The sequence below is a fragment of the Allofournierella sp. genome (assembly GCF_048388525.1).
Classification (GTDB): Bacteria; Bacillota; Clostridia; order Oscillospirales; family Ruminococcaceae; genus BQOK01.
On sequence record NZ_DBGCTQ010000111.1, the window covers coordinates 55,665 to 72,352 of the forward strand.

General features: G+C 64.3%; 14 protein-coding genes and 1 pseudogene. 4 read left to right on the forward strand and 11 right to left on the reverse strand.

Annotation, left to right across the window (positions count from 1 at the left end; translation table 11 throughout):
* Positions 1 to 12: 12 nt before the first annotated feature.
* From ACMLHZ_RS13705 to ACMLHZ_RS13730, 6 genes are all read right to left on the reverse strand, one after another.
* The gene (locus tag ACMLHZ_RS13705; RefSeq protein WP_418668238.1) at positions 13 to 780 is read right to left on the reverse strand and encodes an ABC transporter ATP-binding protein; all 768 of its coding nucleotides are present in this window, start codon (positions 778 to 780) and stop codon (positions 13 to 15) included.
* On the reverse strand, positions 759 to 1,565 hold the full coding sequence (locus ACMLHZ_RS13710; RefSeq protein ID WP_418668239.1) for an ABC transporter permease: 807 nt from the start codon (positions 1,563 to 1,565) through the stop codon (positions 759 to 761). Before ACMLHZ_RS13710 ends, ACMLHZ_RS13705 begins: the two co-directional genes overlap by 22 nt.
* A 3-nt stretch (positions 1,566 to 1,568) precedes the next feature.
* Entirely contained in the window at positions 1,569 to 2,342 is a 774-nt protein-coding gene (locus ACMLHZ_RS13715) for an ABC transporter permease (RefSeq protein WP_418668240.1), read from the reverse strand.
* 67 nt (positions 2,343 to 2,409) lie between these two features.
* Entirely contained in the window at positions 2,410 to 3,504 is a 1,095-nt protein-coding gene (locus tag ACMLHZ_RS13720) for an ABC transporter substrate-binding protein (RefSeq protein ID WP_418668241.1), read from the reverse strand.
* Positions 3,505 to 3,580: 76 nt separating this feature from the next.
* A complete protein-coding gene (locus tag ACMLHZ_RS13725; protein WP_418668242.1) occupies positions 3,581 to 4,969 on the reverse strand; it encodes a sulfatase in 1,389 nt (462 codons plus the stop codon).
* A gap of 21 nt (positions 4,970 to 4,990) precedes the next feature.
* On the reverse strand, positions 4,991 to 6,259 hold the full coding sequence (locus ACMLHZ_RS13730) for a Gfo/Idh/MocA family protein (protein ID WP_418668243.1): 1,269 nt from the start codon (positions 6,257 to 6,259) through the stop codon (positions 4,991 to 4,993).
* A 322-nt stretch (positions 6,260 to 6,581) separates the two neighbouring features.
* On the opposite strand from ACMLHZ_RS13730, the gene ACMLHZ_RS13735 reads away from it, so the two are divergent.
* Positions 6,582 to 7,442, forward strand: coding sequence for an AraC family transcriptional regulator (locus ACMLHZ_RS13735; protein WP_418668244.1), 861 nt, complete (start codon positions 6,582 to 6,584; stop codon positions 7,440 to 7,442).
* Between the two features lie 101 nt (positions 7,443 to 7,543).
* Here the strand turns inward: ACMLHZ_RS13735 and ACMLHZ_RS13740 are convergent, their stop codons facing one another.
* Entirely contained in the window at positions 7,544 to 9,223 is a 1,680-nt protein-coding gene (locus ACMLHZ_RS13740; RefSeq protein ID WP_418668245.1) for a DUF4091 domain-containing protein, read from the reverse strand.
* Between the two features lie 21 nt (positions 9,224 to 9,244).
* Positions 9,245 to 10,336, reverse strand: a complete 1,092-nt coding sequence (locus ACMLHZ_RS13745) for a LacI family DNA-binding transcriptional regulator (RefSeq protein ID WP_418668246.1) — start codon at positions 10,334 to 10,336, stop codon at positions 9,245 to 9,247.
* A 225-nt stretch (positions 10,337 to 10,561) separates the two neighbouring features.
* Between ACMLHZ_RS13745 and ACMLHZ_RS13750 the strand changes: the two genes are divergently transcribed.
* The 3 genes from ACMLHZ_RS13750 to ACMLHZ_RS13760 are packed head-to-tail and all read left to right on the forward strand — an operon-like array spanning position 10,562 to position 13,330.
* A complete protein-coding gene (locus ACMLHZ_RS13750; protein ID WP_418668247.1) occupies positions 10,562 to 11,569 on the forward strand; it encodes a sugar kinase in 1,008 nt (335 codons plus the stop codon).
* A 28-nt stretch (positions 11,570 to 11,597) separates the two neighbouring features.
* Entirely contained in the window at positions 11,598 to 12,368 is a 771-nt protein-coding gene (locus tag ACMLHZ_RS13755) for an HpcH/HpaI aldolase family protein (RefSeq protein WP_418668248.1), read from the forward strand.
* Positions 12,365 to 13,330: a D-2-hydroxyacid dehydrogenase gene (locus ACMLHZ_RS13760; RefSeq protein ID WP_418668249.1), complete on the forward strand. Its 966-nt coding sequence runs from the start codon at positions 12,365 to 12,367 to the stop codon at positions 13,328 to 13,330. The genes ACMLHZ_RS13755 and ACMLHZ_RS13760 overlap by 4 nt, the downstream gene beginning before the upstream one ends.
* 115 nt (positions 13,331 to 13,445) lie before the next feature.
* Here the strand turns inward: ACMLHZ_RS13760 and ACMLHZ_RS13765 are convergent, their stop codons facing one another.
* The 3 genes and pseudogenes from ACMLHZ_RS13765 to ACMLHZ_RS13775 all read right to left on the reverse strand — a co-directional run.
* Entirely contained in the window at positions 13,446 to 14,579 is a 1,134-nt protein-coding gene (locus ACMLHZ_RS13765) for a Gfo/Idh/MocA family protein (protein ID WP_418668250.1), read from the reverse strand.
* A gap of 3 nt (positions 14,580 to 14,582) precedes the next feature.
* Positions 14,583 to 16,139, reverse strand: coding sequence for an aminotransferase class III-fold pyridoxal phosphate-dependent enzyme (locus tag ACMLHZ_RS13770; protein ID WP_418668251.1), 1,557 nt, complete (start codon positions 16,137 to 16,139; stop codon positions 14,583 to 14,585).
* Positions 16,140 to 16,169: 30 nt separating this feature from the next.
* Positions 16,170 to 16,688: pseudogene (locus ACMLHZ_RS13775) on the reverse strand (arabinose isomerase); the annotation flags it as partial.

Sequence of the window (16,688 nt, forward strand, 5' to 3'; positions counted from 1 at the left end):
CGCGGCGCCTCCTTACTGTGTGGGGTCCATTTCCCGGGTGATCTCCTTGCGCAGGGCAAGGAACGCCGGGTCGATGTAGCTGCGGGGCCGGGGCAGGTCGATCACATACTCTTTGCGGATGGCCGAGGGGCAGGGGGTGAGCAGGATGATGCGGTCGGCCAAATAGAGCGCTTCCTCGATGTTGTTGGTCACGAAGAGCACGGTGCGCTTTTCGGTGCGCCAGATACGCTCGACCTCCTCTTCCATCATGTAGCGGGTCTGGGCGTCCAGATGGCCGAAGGGCTCGTCCATCAGCAGCACCTTGGGGTTGCTGCAGTAGGCGCGGGCAATGCCCACCCGCTGCTGCATGCCGCCCGAGAGCTGGTTGGGGTAGCACTTCTCGAAGCCGGTGAGGCCCACCAGGTCGATGAAATACTGGGCGCGCCTGCGGCGCTCGGCCTTTGGAAGCCCCTGGGAGGCGGGGCCGAACTCCACATTGCCCAGCACGGTGAGCCAGGGGAAAAGCGAGGTGGTCTGATACACCACGCCCCGGCTGGGCGCGGGCGCGTGGACCGGCCTGCCCTCCATCTCCACGGTGCCGGAGGAGGGGGTATCCAGCCCCGCCAGCAGGTTCAAGAGGGTGGTCTTGCCGCACTGGCCCGGGCCGAACAGCACCAGGAACTCGTTCTCGCGCACCTCGAAGCTCACGTCGCCCAGTACCTGGTACTCGCCGCCGGCCGGGCTTTCAAAGCTGCGGGCCAGGTGTTCGCAGCGCAGGATTACTTGGCTTGCTTGTTCCATCTGCAAAGCCTCCCTTCCAGTGCGCGCATCAGGGTTGAGAGAAGATACCCAATTACGCCGATCGCGATCATGCCCACGATGATCTGGGTGATGTTGCCGTTGTTCATGCCCATGGTGATGATCCAGCCCACCCCGTTTTGGGAGTAGATGATCTCGGCAGCCACCTCGGCGGCCCAGCTCACGCTCAGGGCGATCTGCAGCCCTGCAAAGATATAGGGTACCGAGGAGGGGAAGATGACGTGGGTGAAGATGCGCCCCCGCCCGGCGCCCAGCATGCGGGCGGCCCCGATGAGCCTGGGATCCACGCTGCGGGCCCCCTCGTAGGAATTGATGGTCACATAGGTAAAGCTGGCCAGAAAGATGATAAAGATCTTGTTGGCGCTGCCCAGGCCGAACCACAGGATGGACAGAGGAATCCAGGCGATGGGCGGGATGGGGCGGACAAACTCGAAAATGGGATTGATGAGGGCCCGGGCCGCGGGGGACAGGCCCATGGCGATGCCGATGGCCATGCCGATGGCCGACGCCACCGAAAAGCCCAGCAGCACCCGCCACAGGCTGATGCCCGCGTGCTCCAGGATGGTGTTGCGGCCGATGGGAACCACCATGGCGTTAAAAAATGCCCGGAATACTTCCAGAGGGGCGGGCACCTGCACCCGCCCGGCCGAGAATACAGAGGCCAGCTGCCAGGCGGCCAGAAGGGTGGCAAAGGAGATGAGCACCCACACCAGCGCCTGCCGGTTTGCCTGAAACCACTTGCCGAAAGAACGGCCTGGATCGCGCATGGATCAGTTCCTCCTTTTTACCAGTTTTTTTGCCAGCAGGTCCAGCAGCGCGCTGAGCGCCGCGCCGATGAGCCCGATCACGATCATGCCCACCACGATGATATCGGCCCGGCCCATCTGGCGGGCCATCTGGATCATGTAGCCAAGGCCGCTGGTGGAGGCCAGCAGCTCGGCGGCCACCAGGGCCATCCAGGCCGAACCCAGCGAGGTTTTGAGCCCGGTAAAGATCATGGGCCAGGCGGTGGGAAGCGCCACCCGCAGCAGGATCTGAAGGTCCGAGGCGGCAAAGGTCTGGGCAACCCAGATGTGCACCTGCCGCGTTTGCTTGATGCCCGCGTAGGAGTTCACCACGCAGGCGATCATGGCGGAGATGAAGATGATCGCCACCTTGGCGCCGTAGCCGATGCCGAACCACAGGATCATGAGCGGGATCCAGGCCAGGGGCGGGATGGGCCGCAGCAGGTCGAAGAGGGGCTTTACAAACAGGTCCACCTTTTTATACCAGGCCATGGCCACGCCCAGCGGTACCCCGATCACCGCGCCCGCCACATAGCCGCCCAGCGCGATTTTGAGGCTGGTGAAGATGTGGGTCCACAGGCTCGCGCCGTCCGGGTTCACGCCGCCGCCCAGCTTGTAGGCAAAAGCCCGGCACACGGCCATGGGGCTGGGGAGCATGTAGTCCGGCATCAGGTGCAGCCCGTCGGTCACCAGCTGCCACAGGCCCAGCACGGCCAGAACGCTGACCAGCGACAGCCAGCGGTATTTTTTGCGTTTCATATCACACCAACTTTCTTGCCGTAAAAGGGTGCGGCGCGCGATGCGCGCCGCACCTGCCCCGCAGAACTCAGCCGGCGAGCACCTTGTTCAGATACTGGTCGGTCACATTGGTTTCGAACAGGCTCATCTTGCCGTCCTCCACCTTGCCGGTGGAGTGCATGAACTCGGCCATGATCTTGAGGAACTGCCCGTTCTCGCGGGCCTTCATGTCCTCTTTGGTCAAAAAGTGGATGCGGCCGATGTCCTGGGCGATGTTCGCCTCGTCCACCTCGGAGGCGTTCTCGGTGTAGTATTGGGCAAGCAGCTGCTTTGCCATTTCCGGGTCGTCGTTCAGGGCCTGGTTCGCGGTGTAGACCGCGTCGAGGAATTTGACGATCAGCTCCGCCGTCTGCTCGTTTTCCAGTGATTTTCCGTTGGCCACCATCATGTCCACCACCGGGATGCCGAGCTGCTTGAGGCCGCCGATGTTCACCCAGCCGTTGTCCAGCGCCATGAAGCTGAAGGGGGGCATCAGGCCCACCACGTCGCCCTCGCCCGCCAAAAAGGCCTGGTAGCCCTGGGCGGTGTCCATGTTGATGGTGGAGATGTCGGTATCGGCAAGGCCCAGGGCCTCTAAGTATTTGAGCTCGTTGAGCTGCTTGATGGTGCCGATGTCCAGAATGAATTTGGCGCCCTTTACGGTTTCGGCATTGCCCAAGAGGTCGGGGTAATCCGGGTTTGCGCCCTTTGCCTGGGCGATGGGGCTGTCGGGCCGGACGTAGAGGCCGATGCCGTCGCTGGCCTCCAGCAGATCGCCCACCAGCACGCCGCCATAGGCAGCCACGCTGGTGACCGCAGCCACGCCAATGGTGGACACATCCCACAGATCGGCGCCCAGCGCCTCGTTCATGGGGGCACCGGTGGAGAAGGTGAGGGGCTCGATTTTGAAGCCCCGCTCCTCGTCCAGCTTGTTTTCCATGACGTACTTGACCGGCAGGCTGGTGACCAGGGGCATCACCGCCACCCGCAGGGTGGGCAATTCGCCCGCGGGCGCGGCCCCGCCCTGGCTCTGGGGGGTGGCCGGGGCCGAAGCCGGAGCGGGGGCGGAGGGCGCCCCGCCGCAGCCTGCCAGCAGCCCTGCCGCCAGGCACAGCGCCAGCAAAAGACTCGTGAGTTTTTTCATGTGTGGTTCCTTCCTTTCCTTGAGACGGTTTTTATCGGTCGTGGCCCCCGCGCGGGGGCCCGGAAAACGAGGGGGATCAGAAATCCTCTTCCTTGTCGTACAGGGCGATGATGTAAGGGTGGTCCGGGTCGAAGTTACCGGTGAGCTTTTTGGGATGAGCCACCCGGCCCGGCTGGCGGTTGCCCTGCCCGGTTACCCCGGCGCCCGCGCAGCCCAGATCCTGCCGCGCATCGTTTACCGCCTGCATGAGCTCGGCCACGATCCCGGGCTTCTCGGCGTAAAGGTTTGTGGTTTCGCCCGGGTCTGCGGCAAGATCGTACAGCTCCCGGCGGGGGCCGTCCTCTTTAAACAGGTGCAGCTTGTACCGGCCCCGGCGCACGGCTTCCAGCGTTTCAAAACGGTAGTAGCGGAACTCGGCCCGGCCCTCGCCCCCACCGCGCAGCAGCACCTCTGTGAGGTCCGCCCCGTCGATGATGCGGTCTGTGGGCAGCGCGGCCCCCGCCAGATGAGCGAAGGTGGGCAAAAAGTCGATGTGGGAGGAGAGCGCCCCGCACACCTTGCCCTTGGGCATGGCGGCGGGCCAGCTCATGATGCAGGGCACCCGCTGGCCGCCCTCCCAGGTGGAGCACTTGGCCCCCCGCAGCAGGCCGTTGCTGGCCCCGTGGTCGGCGCGGGAACCGTTGTCCGAGGTGAAAACGATGAGGGTATTATCGTGAAGGCCAAGCTGCTTGAGCTCGGCTTCCAGGGCGGCGAGGGCCCAGTCCACCGCGGCCACACAGGCGCCGAAATCGCCGTTGTGCGATTCCGCAACGAACCGCTCGGGGGCGTAAAGAGGCAGGTGCACCTGCAGGGGGGCCAAATTGAGATAAAAAGGCTTGCCCGCCCGTGCGCTTTCGCGGATAAAGCGCACGCACTGCTCCACATACCGCTCGATCAGGCCCCGCTGGTCGGGCTGCTGCTGAATGACCTCCTCGCCCTCCAAAAGGGGCAGGGGAGGAAAATCCTTGTCGACCTGTTCCACCGGCGCCCAGGTGCGGCGCTGGCGGCCCATGTCGTTGCTGTAGGGCAGGCCGTAGTACCGGTCGTAGCCATAGCGGGTGGGCAAAAATTCCGGCTGGTCGCCGCAGTGCCATTTGCCCACCAGCATGGTGGCGTAGCCGGCGCTTTTCAGGGCCTGGGGCAGGGTGTATTCCCGGTGGCTGATGCCGATGCCCTGCCCCGGCATGAGCACGGCCTTGCCCTCGAAGGAGGAGAAGCCGATGCGGTTGGGGTAGCAGCCGGTCATCAGCGCGCCCCGGCTGGGGCTGCACACCGGAGAGGGAGCGTAGAAATCGGTGAAGAGAACGCCGTTTTGCGCCAGCGCGTCCACATGGGGGCTGTGGTTGACGGCCGAGCCGTAGCAGCCCAGGTCGCCGTAGCCCATGTCGTCGCAGTTGATGAGAAGAATATTCGGTTTCAGGGCCATGCAGATCACCTTCCTTGCGGTTTACAGCCCGAACGGGCGGATAAATTCTTTAAAATCCACCACCGTGTGTTCCCGCCGCGCCTTTTCGGCGGCGAAGGCCATGAGGTGGCTTTCCAGCGACTGGGCCAGGGTGGTGGGCAGGGTGGCGCCGCCGCCGGCCACGCCCGCCGCAAAGCTGCCGGTGAGCCCCCGGTCGCCCCCGTGGTGCCCTTCGGCGGGCACGTCCAGGCGGATGCGCGTTTTTTTCATGGTGGCAAAATCCGTGAGGCAGATCAGGTTTTTCGCCAGATCCCCCTGAATCTCGCCCCGGGTGCCCATGATGTGCACGATGCGGGTGATGCGGCCGGAAAAAGCGGTGATGGTGAGCTGAGCGTCGACCCCGTTTTCAAAGTGCAGGCCCACGGCCTGGTGGTCGGGAACGTTGTTGCCGCAGGCATACACGCAGCGGCCGTAGCCGGTATGCAGCAGCGCGTGGTCCAGATCGTGGGTGGGGTCTTCCATCTCCACGATCTGGCGCAAAAAGCCGGCGGGCGCAAACCAACGGTACAGCCGCACCGCGTTGTAGGGGCAGCTCTGGGCGGCGGGGCAGCCCTGGGCGCAGTATTCCGGCGCGCCGGCGGGGCGGTTTTCGGGGGTGAACTCCACCAGCGAGCCGGTGGAGGTGACGCTTTGCACCGGGCTGCCGGCCAGCCAGCGCAGGATGTCCAGGTCGTGACAGCTTTTGGCGAGCACAAGGGGGCTGGAAGCGGTCTCGTCGCGCCAGTTGCCCCGCACATAGCTGTGGGCAAAGTGGTAAAAGCCGATGTCCTCCTCGTATTGCAGGTTCACGAGCTTGCCCACCGCGCCCTCGTCCAGCAGCTTTTTGATCTGCAAAAAGAAGGGGGTGTAGCGCAGCACATGGCACACCGCAAAGATCTGCCCCTCGGCGGTGGTCTGCGCGCAGTCCTTCCAGATGCGCACGCACTCCTCGGGGGTGTTGGAGATGGGCTTTTCCAGCAGTACATGATAGCCCGCCTGCTTTGCCAGAAGGGCGGGGCGGTAATGCATGCCGTCCTGGGTGCAGATGAGCGCCGCGTCGGCCAGGCGGGGCGCGGCGAACAATTCCTCGTAGCCGGCAAAGCTCCGCTCGGGCGGGATGCCGTGCAGCTCGCTGAATTCGCGGCGGCGCACCTCGTCCGGCTCGGCCACGGCGGTGATGCGCAGCTCGCCGGGGTGTTCCAGCGCATAGGTTCCGTACACATGGCGGCCCCGGTCCCCCGCGCCCACCACCACTGCTGTGACAGGGTTCATTCCGCTTCACGCTCCTTTTTTGTTCGGTGTGCTTTCATTATAAGAGCAGCGGACTGGGGCCCGCATTCATTTTGTTGCCCATTGTCTGCAGTTTTTTGCTCTGCTGGCAGGTATTTTTTGGATCAAAAGCAATTTGTGCCGCCGGAGGCTGGTTGTGCTATAATAATAATTAAATTTTTTAAGTTGATAAAAAACTGGCTGTAAATACCACAACAAGGAACAAAATGGAAGGACCGCCGGCGCTTTGCAGCAAAAAACGGACCGCAGGGCGGCCCGTTTTGACAGACAGATATTTGCTTTTTTATTTTGAGAGGAGGCGGCTATGAACAACCGAATCGTGCGGGAGAACATCCCCGTGCCGCGGCCGGACTTCCCGGTGATCGTGCGCAAGACCCTGATCAGCGGGCCGCAGATGGTGTTTGGGGGGCACTTTCACCAGCAGTTCGAGCTGCTGTACATCCGGAGGGGCAGGCTGCAGCTGTGCTGTGACAAGAGCGATTTTACCCTTGGCCCGGGCCAGCTTGCCATTTTGAACCCCTTCGACATCCACACGGCGTACAGCGCGGAGGGGCTGTTGTATTATTATTGCATCATTCTGGACCCCGCCTTTTTGGGCGGCGGGGCGGATGTGTGCACCGCGCGCTACATCCAGCCGTTTTTGCAGGGCGAGGTGCGTTTTGCCAACGCGGCGCCCGCCACGGCCCGCTGCGGCCAGCTGCTGGAACACCTGGTAAAAGAGTGCGCGCGGCAGGCCCCGGGCTTTGAACTGGCGGCAAAGGCGGACCTTCTGCATATTTTTCTGGAGCTGTACCGGCGGGCGCCCGCCGCCCCGTTAAGCGCTGCTGAGCGGCAGATGCGCCAGCGGGAGGGAGAGCGGTTCCGGGCGCTGTTCTTGTATCTGGAAGAGAACTACGCCCAGAACATCACCCTGGAGGACATGGCCCGCACTGCGGGCTACAGCGTGTTTTATTTCAGCCGCCTGTTCCACCGGCTTACCGGCCGCAAGCCCACCGAATACCTGCGCCAGCTGCGGCTGCAGAAGGCGCTGGAGCTGCTGGACGAGGGCCTGAGCGTGAGTGAGACCGCCATGCGCTGCGGCTTTAACTCGCCCAACTATTTTTGCAGGAATTTCCGGCAGGAGTACGGCCGCGCGCCCAGCGCGTACCGTTCGCCTGCCCGCTGAAAATCGCCGGGGCCCGCTGCAAAAGGCGGGCCCCGGCGATTTTTTATGCAAACGAAAGGAAACCGGCGGCAAACCCGGCCGGCGCGCTGGGGAGCGGGGCGTTACAGAAGGCCTTCCTGCTGCGCGGCGCGCAGGGCCGCGTTCACCCGGGCGCGCATGGCCAGAAGCCATTCCCCGCCCCGGGGGTAACGGCGGAAGGTGATGGAATAATTCAGCCCTTCGTGGATGAGCTGCCGGGTGAAGCTGCGCCCGCGGGCCGCTTCCAGAAGCTGCAGCGCCCGCAGATCGAACAGCGCCTCGCAGGTGGACATGAGCCGGATGGATTCCTCGGGCAGCCCGCCTGGGCCGGGATACACAAGATAGGGGTCCCCGGCGGGGAAGGCGTCGCCGCAGTCGGTGCAGAAATAGGGGTCGAGCACCGACTGGGAGTGCTGTGCGTTGTAAAAATTGTAGCCCCAGTGCAAAAAGCCCTGGATTTGGTACAAATAAAGCTGCACGCCCAGAATGCGGCTGCGGGCCGAGGGCATGGCGATAAACCGGTTTGCCACGTCCTTGCCCTGCCCCATGCAGTAATAGGTCCACAGGTCCTGCACCCCGTGCTCCAAAAAGGTTTCAATGTGATCGTTCGACACCACCGGGCGCTCCACGCAGCCGGTGCGGTAGAATTCGTAATCGCTCAGCGCGTCCAGCGTTTTGAAGCCGGCGAGGTAGGGCCGCACAAACTCCGCCGCCGCCCGGTAGGAGGCCAGGTGCCCGAGCTCCGGCTCGTCTGAAATGTGGAAGTAGACCCGGTCGGCGAGGCCCCGCCCGGAGAAAAAGCGGGTCAGGCAGGGCAGAAAGGCCGCCAGGAAGGCCCGGTATTCCGGCCCCATGGCCGGGGTGTGCCAGCCGAATTTTTTTTGCAGCACACCGTTTTCCCACACCAGAATTTTGGGAGCGCACTGCGCGCCCCATTGGGTGAACAGGTGGGACATCTCGAACCAGCGGATGCCGCAGGCTTCGCACAGGGCCACAAAGCGCTCCAGCTGCGAGAAGTCAAAGGTGTAGACGCCGTTTTCACACCGCACGCCCACCAGCTGGATGGTGGTGCGCTCCATGCCCACCCCGGTGTCCAGCGGCGGGGTGAAGAGCGGGGTGAGGATCATGTTGATGCCGTGGGCGCCCGCCTCGCGCAAAAAGTTTTCCATGATGGCCCAGTGCTGCTCGCTGAACACCGGCACGCCGTAGTAGTCGGCCAGGCAGTCGCCGTGAAACCACTGGGTATGGATGAGCTGCTGGGGCGCCAGCTCGGCGGGCACCACCCCCACCGTGAGGGTGTGCTCTGCCAGCAGCGCGCCCTGGCCGTTCAGCACGCGCAGCGTGAGGGGGTATTCCGGCAGGGTGAGCTCGCGGCTTAAGGGCAGATCGAACCACAGCGCCCGCCACTGCCCCGGCACAGCCCGCACGAAAAAGGAGGGCAGCTCGCGCAGAAGGTCCGGGAACATGCCGGGCTGATGGGAGAGATAGTCCCCGTCGGTTTCGCCGCAGCTGGGCAGCATGACCGGCACGTTCAGCACCGAGCGCATGCGCACCCGATCGGCCAGCGGCGAAACGAGCTCGACCCGCAGGGTATTGGCGCGCAGGTCGCGCTCGGGGCAAAGGGCGGTGAAAGCCAGCTGGAAGGAGAGGGTTTCCCCCCACAGGCCCTCCACCCGCCGCAGGGGCGCACCTTCCGGCGCGCGGCCGGGCAGCACCTTGCACAGGCTGCTCACCAAAAGGGAACGAAAGTGTTCAGAACGCATGCAGAGCTCCTTTCCGGCGGCTTACAGCCGCACAGTGCCGCGCCGGGCGGGGCAGGGCCCGGTGGACCCGCGCGCGATCAATTGGGGGGTATATTCGATCTTGTTTACCATAGGCGTCTGCGCGCTGGCATGCGGCAGGCTGTTCTGCTGGATGACCATGTCTACCGCCGACTGGCAGCGGGTGCGCAGGTGGTGGTCGATGGTGGTGAGGGCGGGCGTGGTGACGCCGGCGGAAAAAATGTTGTCAAAGCCGCAGACTGAAAAGTCCCGGGGCACATGGAAGCCGCGGCCCGTGAGCTCGGCCAGGATGCCCAGGGCTGTCATGTCGTTCACGCCGATGAGCGCGGTGGCCGTGCTCTCGCGGCGGATCAGCTCGGCGGTGAGCTGGCGGCCCACCGAGTACTCATAGGGCAGGCCGTCGTCGCGGCTGTCCTGCTCGGCCTGGCGCTCGGCCACCAGCACCTCCAGGCCGTCCATGATGCCGTGGGATTCCAGCTGCCGGCGGATGCCCTCGAGCCGCTGCTCGCGCGCCAGGGTGAGCTGGTTGAAGGGGGTGGAGATGAACACCAGCTTTTGGTGCCCCAGCTGGTACAGATGCTCGGCCAGCATGGCGCCCGCGCTCACGTTGCTGAGCTCGATGGAACAGATGGACAGGTCGGCCTGCTTTTCCCCGATGATGACGGTGGGCGTGGTGACGGCGATCTGCTCGATCAGGCGGGGAAAGCTGGGCAGAAAGGTGTAGAGGATGCCGTCCACATGGCTGCCCACAAAGGTGTCGAGATAGAACTTTTCCAGATCCGGCTTGCGGAAGGTGTTGCACACGATCACCCGGTGGTCCAGCGAGTCGGCATAGTCCTCAATGGCCTGGATCAGCTCGGCGTAATACTGGTTGGTCAGGGTGGGGGTGAGCACCAGAAGCATGTGGCTCGAGTGCTTCTCCTGCTGCTTTTTGCGCTGGGGCAGCTTGTAGCCAAGCTGCTGCGCAGCGGTGAGCACCCGCTCCTTGGTTTCGCTGCTGAAGGTGATCTTATCGCTGTTGTTCAGAATAAGAGATACCGTGGCCTGCGAAACGCCGGCCAGTTCGGCCACATCCTGGGAGGTCGCCTTTTTCATAGCCCGCCAACTCCTTTTAATAATATCCTGCTAATATTATAATGGATATTTTTGAAAAAGCAAACAGAGTGAACAAAATATCCCAAAATCTTTTGGCGGCCAGCCGGTGCTGTTTCTATTGACATCAAAAGTTTTCTCGGCTATACTGAAACTGAAAATATTATTTATATTGATTTATTATTACTAATAATATTCACATTTTAAGATGGAAGCGGGAGGAAGATCATGGAACAGGCGGCACAGGGCGGCGGGAAGGCGCGAAAAGAGATCCTTGCGCTGGGTGAACTGCTGGTGGACCTGGTGCCCGGAAGGGACAACATGCGCATTGAGGAAGCGGGCCCCGTGATCAAAACAGCCAGCGGTTCCGCGGGTATTTTTGCCTGTGCGGTCACGCTTTTGGGCGGGCGGGGCGGCTTTATCGGCAAGGTGGGCAGCGACAGCCTGAGCCGCATGGTGACCGACACCCTGCGGGCGCAGGGGGTGGACCTGTCGCACCTGATCGTGGCGGACGAGGGGCAGATCGGCCTGGCGTTTTTGGAATATTTGCCCGGCGGGCGGAATTATCAATATTACCGCAAGAACTCGGTGGGCAGCCTGCTGCGCGCAGAGGATCTGGACGAAGAGCATATCCGGTCGGCCTACGCGGTGCACTTTCCCGGCATGCTGCTGGAGCTCACCCCCCAGATGCGCGGCGCCTGCCAGCGGCTGGTGGAGCTGGCGAACGCGGCCGGGGTGCTGGTTTCGTTCGACCCCAACATCCGGCGGGAGCTGGCGGCCGACGAGGAGGCGCGCCGCCGGCTGCTGTGGGCGGTGGCCCACGCGGACGTGGTGGCGCCCACCCTTGCGGAAGGGCAGATGATCACCGGCAGGAAAACGGTGGGCGACGTGCTGCGGGCGCTGCACGCCATGGGGCCAAAGGTGGTGGCCCTGACCCGCGACAAGGACGGTGCGGTGCTCAGCAGCGGAGGGCTTGTGGCCATTGCGCCCGGCATCGACGAGCCGCCCGTGGACCCCACCGGCGCGGGCGACACCCTGGCCGCGGCCCTGTGCGTGGGCTTGCAGGAGGAGATGCCCCTGGCGCGGCTGGCCTGTTTTTGCAATTGCGCGGGCACGCTGGTGATCACAAAGCAGGGGGCCATTGGCATGGCGCTGCCCGCGCGGGCCGAGGTGGAAGCGCTGATGGCCCGGCAGGAACACCGGGTGCGCACCTTGCGGCTGGACCAGATGGAATGAGAAACAGAGAGGAAAGGGAGCGGACGAAATGGCTTTTTTGAAACAGCGGCTGCGGGCGGGGGAACAGGTGCTCGGCACCATGGTGACCACCTTCGCCAGCCCGGACATCGGGAAGATCTTAAAGAACTGCGGGTTCGATTTTTTTATTGTGGACTGTGAGCACGGCGCGTTCACCACACGTGAGGCGGCGAACATCATCGCCGCGGCGCGCGGTATCGGCATGCCGGCGCTGGTGCGCATCCCGGAGATGCGCCGGGAGCACGCCCTGAAATTTATGGAGATGGGCGCCTCGGGCCTGCTGCTGCCCAACACCGAAACGGCGGAGCAGGCCCGCATGCTGGTGGACTGCGCAAAATACGCGCCCCTGGGGCACCGCGGGGTGTCGCTGAGCCGCCCGCACACGGATTTTGAAAAGGTGGATGGCCGCGAATACATGGCGCGCGCCAACGACGAGACCATTCTGATGTGCCAGATCGAATCCCGCCGGGGGGTGGAGCACATTGAGGAGATCCTGGCGGTGGAGGGCATTGACGTGGGCTTTATCGGACCCAACGACATGACCCAGGACTACGGCATTTTGAACCAGTTCGACCACCCGGAGATCGTGGCGGCCTTCCGCCGCGTGATCGCGGCGGCAAAGGCCAGCGGCAAATATTCCGGCGTGCATTTTGGCGCCGCCGCCCCGCTGGAGCCCTGGCTGCGGGAGGGCATGCAGATGAACATGTGGAACAGCGACAACGGCCTTTTGGCATTGGGCGCGGCGGGCATTGAAGCGCTGCGCGGAAAGGGGCGGCCATGAAAATCGTTATTCTGGACGGCTACACCGAGAACCCCGGCGACCTGAGCTGGGCCGGATTTGAGGCGCTGGGCGAGGTGACGGTGTACGACCGCACCCCCTTTGCCCAGGGCGACGGCGAAACCCTGCGCCGGGCCGCGGGGGCCGAGGCGCTGATCGTGAACAAGGTGCCCCTGAACGCCGGAACCCTGGAAAAGCTGGCCCCCACTCTAAAATACGTGGGCATGCTGGCCACGGGCTACAATGTGGTGGATGTGGAGGCGGCAAAGCGGCTGGGCATCTGCGTGTGCAACATCCCCACCTACGGCACCACCGCTGTGGCGCAGATGGTGATGGCGCTTTTGCTGGAGCTGTGCCACCACGTGGGCGACCACAGCCGCTCGGTGAAGGAGGGGCAGTGGAGCCGCTGCCCGGATTTTTGCTATTGGAACACCCCACTGACCGAGCTGGCGGGCAAGACCTTCGGCGTGGTGGGTTACGGGCGCATCGGCCGGGCCACCGCCGCCCTGGCGGCGGCATTCGGCATGCGGGTGCTGGCGTTCGACAAATTTGCGGGCGGGGACGGGCTGGCCCGCATGGTGCCGCTGGAGGAGCTGCTGGCTGAGAGCGACGTGATCAGCCTGCACTGCCCGCTGCTGCCCGAAACCCGGGGCATCATTAACCGGGATACCCTTGCCAAAATGAAGGACGGCGTGCTGCTGATCAACACCTCGCGCGGGCCGCTGGTCGTGGAGGAGGACCTGGCCGAGGCCCTGCACAGCGGCAAGGTGGCCGGCGCGGGGCTGGACGTGCTGGCGGTGGAGCCCCCACGGCCGGATAACCCCCTGATGCGCGAGGAGGGTTGCCTGATCACCCCGCATATTGCCTGGGCCCCCCGGGAAAGCCGGGCACGGCTGATGGACATTGCGGTGGAAAACCTGAAGGCTTTTGCCGCGGGCAGCCCGCAGAACGTGGTGAACCCCTGAAAGCGGCGGGTTTTGTTTTGAATGTTCCGCCGGTTTTGCGGCAGACAAGGTAAAGAGCGCGCCCCCCCCTGCCAGGGGGGCGCGCTCTTTGGCATGCTGCAGGGTGCGGGGGATATTACGGCTCCAGTTCCACCACCCGCCGCCGGGTGTAGGATTCCAGCGCGGCGGTGAGCACCCGGTGGCTGAGAAGCGCCTCGGCGGGGGTAAAGCAGCCGAAGCCGCAGGGCAGGCCGCGCAGCTCGCTCACAAAGGCAGCGAACATCTGAAGCAGCGAGTCGGAAAAGCCGAACTCAAAGATGGACCCGGTGATGACGGGATAGAGCGTTTTTTGACCCACCACCAGCCGCGCCCAGGCCTGTTCGCGGCCCACCGGCTGGGTGTAACGGATGGCGTTGGGGTCGTCGGTGGTGAATTTGGCCGACATTTTAAGCCCGTAAATTTCGTATTCCACTGTGTTGGTGCAGCCCGGGGCCATGCGCTTCATCTCCAGCTGCATGGGGAAGGTATCGCCCGCGGCATTCTGCGCCTCGCAGGTGAGGATCGCATTGTCCCAGGTTTCGCAGGGCACCGGGCGGCCGGTTTCATCCGGCCGGGTTTTGGCAATGTTGGCAAGCTGGGCGGTGACGGTGCGGGGCACAAAGCCCAGCCGGAACGGAAGATGCTGGGTATGGATGCCCAGATCCCCCATACACCCGTATTCCCCGTTGGCGGCACGCATCCGCTTCCAGTTGATGGGTTTGGTGAGATCCAGGTCCGACGAGTGCTTGATGGCGAAGCGCGCCTCGATGATCTGGCCGAACGCGCCCTCGCGGTACCATTTGACCATCTGCTGCACGGCGGGGTAATAGGGGAACTCGCTGGCGCACCGCACGAACACCTCCGGGTGGCCGGCCACGGCCCGCTGGATCTCCCCGCAGGCGGCCAGGTCCATGCCGAAGGGCTTTTCGCCCAAAAGGTGCTTGCCCGCGCGGATCACGTCGCCGTAGACCTTTGCGTGCAGGTGGTGGGGCACCGCGCAGTACACGGCCTCCACCTGGGGGTTTTGCAGCAGCTCCTGGTAGTCGTGGTAGAAATATTTTGTGTCCGGCACCTGCCGGAACCAGTCGAGGTTCCCATCGGACAGATCGCACGCCGCCACGATGACCGGGCGGGGCAGGTCTGCGGCCAGGTGCAGCCAGCGCATGGAAACGCTGGCAAACTCGCGGCCCATCAGGCCGCAGCCGATCACGCCAAAACGCACAGGCTCCATGCTTTACGCCCTCCCTTCGCGGCCGGCCGTTTGGGCCAGCGCGGCGTCGAACAGGGCCAGCAGCCGGTCGGCCATGCTCTCGGTCACAATGAGCGGCAGCTTGGTGAGCGCCACCGGCGGGCAGTTGGGTTTGTAGGTCTGGGCGCTGATGTCCACACAGAAATCCCGGTTCATGCGGGCGCAGAAGTCCACCGCGTCGTCCACCCGGGCAAAGCACAGGGCGGTCATGTGGGCGTCGCCCTCCACACCGGTGCAAACGCTGGGGTGCTTTTTTACAAGCTCGGCCGCCCGGGCATGGTAATACCCGCCCGCCGCCTGGATGTGCGGCCCGTTGGCCGCAATGAATTCCATGGTAATGAGATAAGCCAGGCTCGCCAGCTCCTCCTGGCCATTGGTGACCAGCGCGCCGAACTGGTTCAGGCTGTCGAACGCGCGGCTGGCCAGGATTTTGCTGGCCGGGTAATTGCCGCCGGGGAAGCCCTTGCCGATGGACACAAAGTCCGGCGAAAGGCCGTATTTGCGGAACAGGAACAGCCCGTCGTACCAGGCGCAGGACTGGATCTCGTCGCACAATACCGGGGTGTCGGTGGCGCGGCAGATCCGGTAGGCCGCCTGCAAAAATTCTTCGGAAAGGCGGATGCCGCCGTAGTTCATCATGATGATCTCGTGGCAGAAGCCCGCGGTCTTGTAAGCGCCGGCATTGTATTGCCGGGCGGCGGCCCCGAAGGCGGCGGGGTCGTTGATGGGCACCGGCACCACCTTGTAAAGCTGTGCCTCCCCGGCTTTTTTGCCGAAGGCGGGCCACAGCCCCCGCAGGGTCTGGGCCAGCACGGTGGTGCCGTGGTAGCCGGCGGTGACCCCGCCGGCGTTGTCGGCCATGACCAGGAACACGGGCACCCGGCCCTCGTAGGGGGCGGGCTTGCCGTCGATGGAATAAAAGCGGGAGAGCATCATCTTGAGCGCGGCCTCCACGGCCAGCGAGCCGGTTTCCAGGTTGATGACCGTGTTCAGCACGCCCGGCTCTTTTTTGGCCAAAAGCGCGTCCAGCGCCGCATCGCCCGGGTCCATGCCGTTTGCCGCCGCGATGAGCCTGCGCTCCAGCGTGCGGGTCACAAAGCCGCGGGTGTTGTTGTGGGTGGCGTTGGGGATGCCCAGCTTTTTGGCGTTTTCGATCAGGCGATAGCCCGGGAAATCGTGCCCCAGGGGAATGTGATAGTGCTCGCTTTTGCCCGCGAAGTAAAGGCGGCCGTCCTCGCCGATGCGAAAGCAGCCCAGCCCGCCCAGAGGCGCGGCAAAGCTGTGCTGCGCGGCCTGGTAAGAGCCGGTGGGCGCGCCGTCCAGCCCGTTTTCAAAGGCGGGGACCAGCGCCTGGCCGAGGCGGCCCATCAGCTCCTCCTGGCGGGCGGCAAAGGCGGCGGGGTAAAAATCGACCGATTCGCCGGCCACGGCGCGCAGCGCCTCGGGGGCCTCGCCGGTGAGGGCGGCGCGGGCGGCGCACACGTGGGAGATGTAGCCCTCGCCCAGCAGGTCGGTGAGGGAACGCCGGATGGTTTTGATCATGGTTTGTTTGCTCCTTTCTCTCGAGGGGGGTCAGACCGCGGCGAACTCGACGCCGGCAAGGCGGCACCACAGCCGGATGCGCGCCGTGTGCTCGCCCAATACAATGGTTTCGTGGTGGGTGCCGCCTGCTTCCAGCCAGGCGGTCACGCAGGGGCGCACCCCGCTGTCTGGCCGGAAGAACATGTAGGGCATGTCGCAGCGGCGCAGATCACACTTGTCCAGCATCTGGCCGGCCGCGTAGACCAGGCGGAAGCGCTCGCCCGAAAGGTGCACCAGGCTCATGACCCCGGCGCGGCCGGGGCGGGGGGTGAAGATGGGGGTGGGCGGATTGGACAGGCCCCCCTCGCCAAACACCCGGTCCATCAAAAAGGGCTTGCGGTCGGTGCGGGCGGTGGCCCAGTTGCCCTCGCCCGCGTGGCACAAGAGAATGGCCTCGCGGGCCAGGTCCATCATGTACATCTCGCTGAAATTGGCCTCGCCGCACAGGGTATGCATGGCGGCCATGAGCATGGCGGTGGTGGCGTCGCCCTCGGCGGCGTAGCCGTAGCC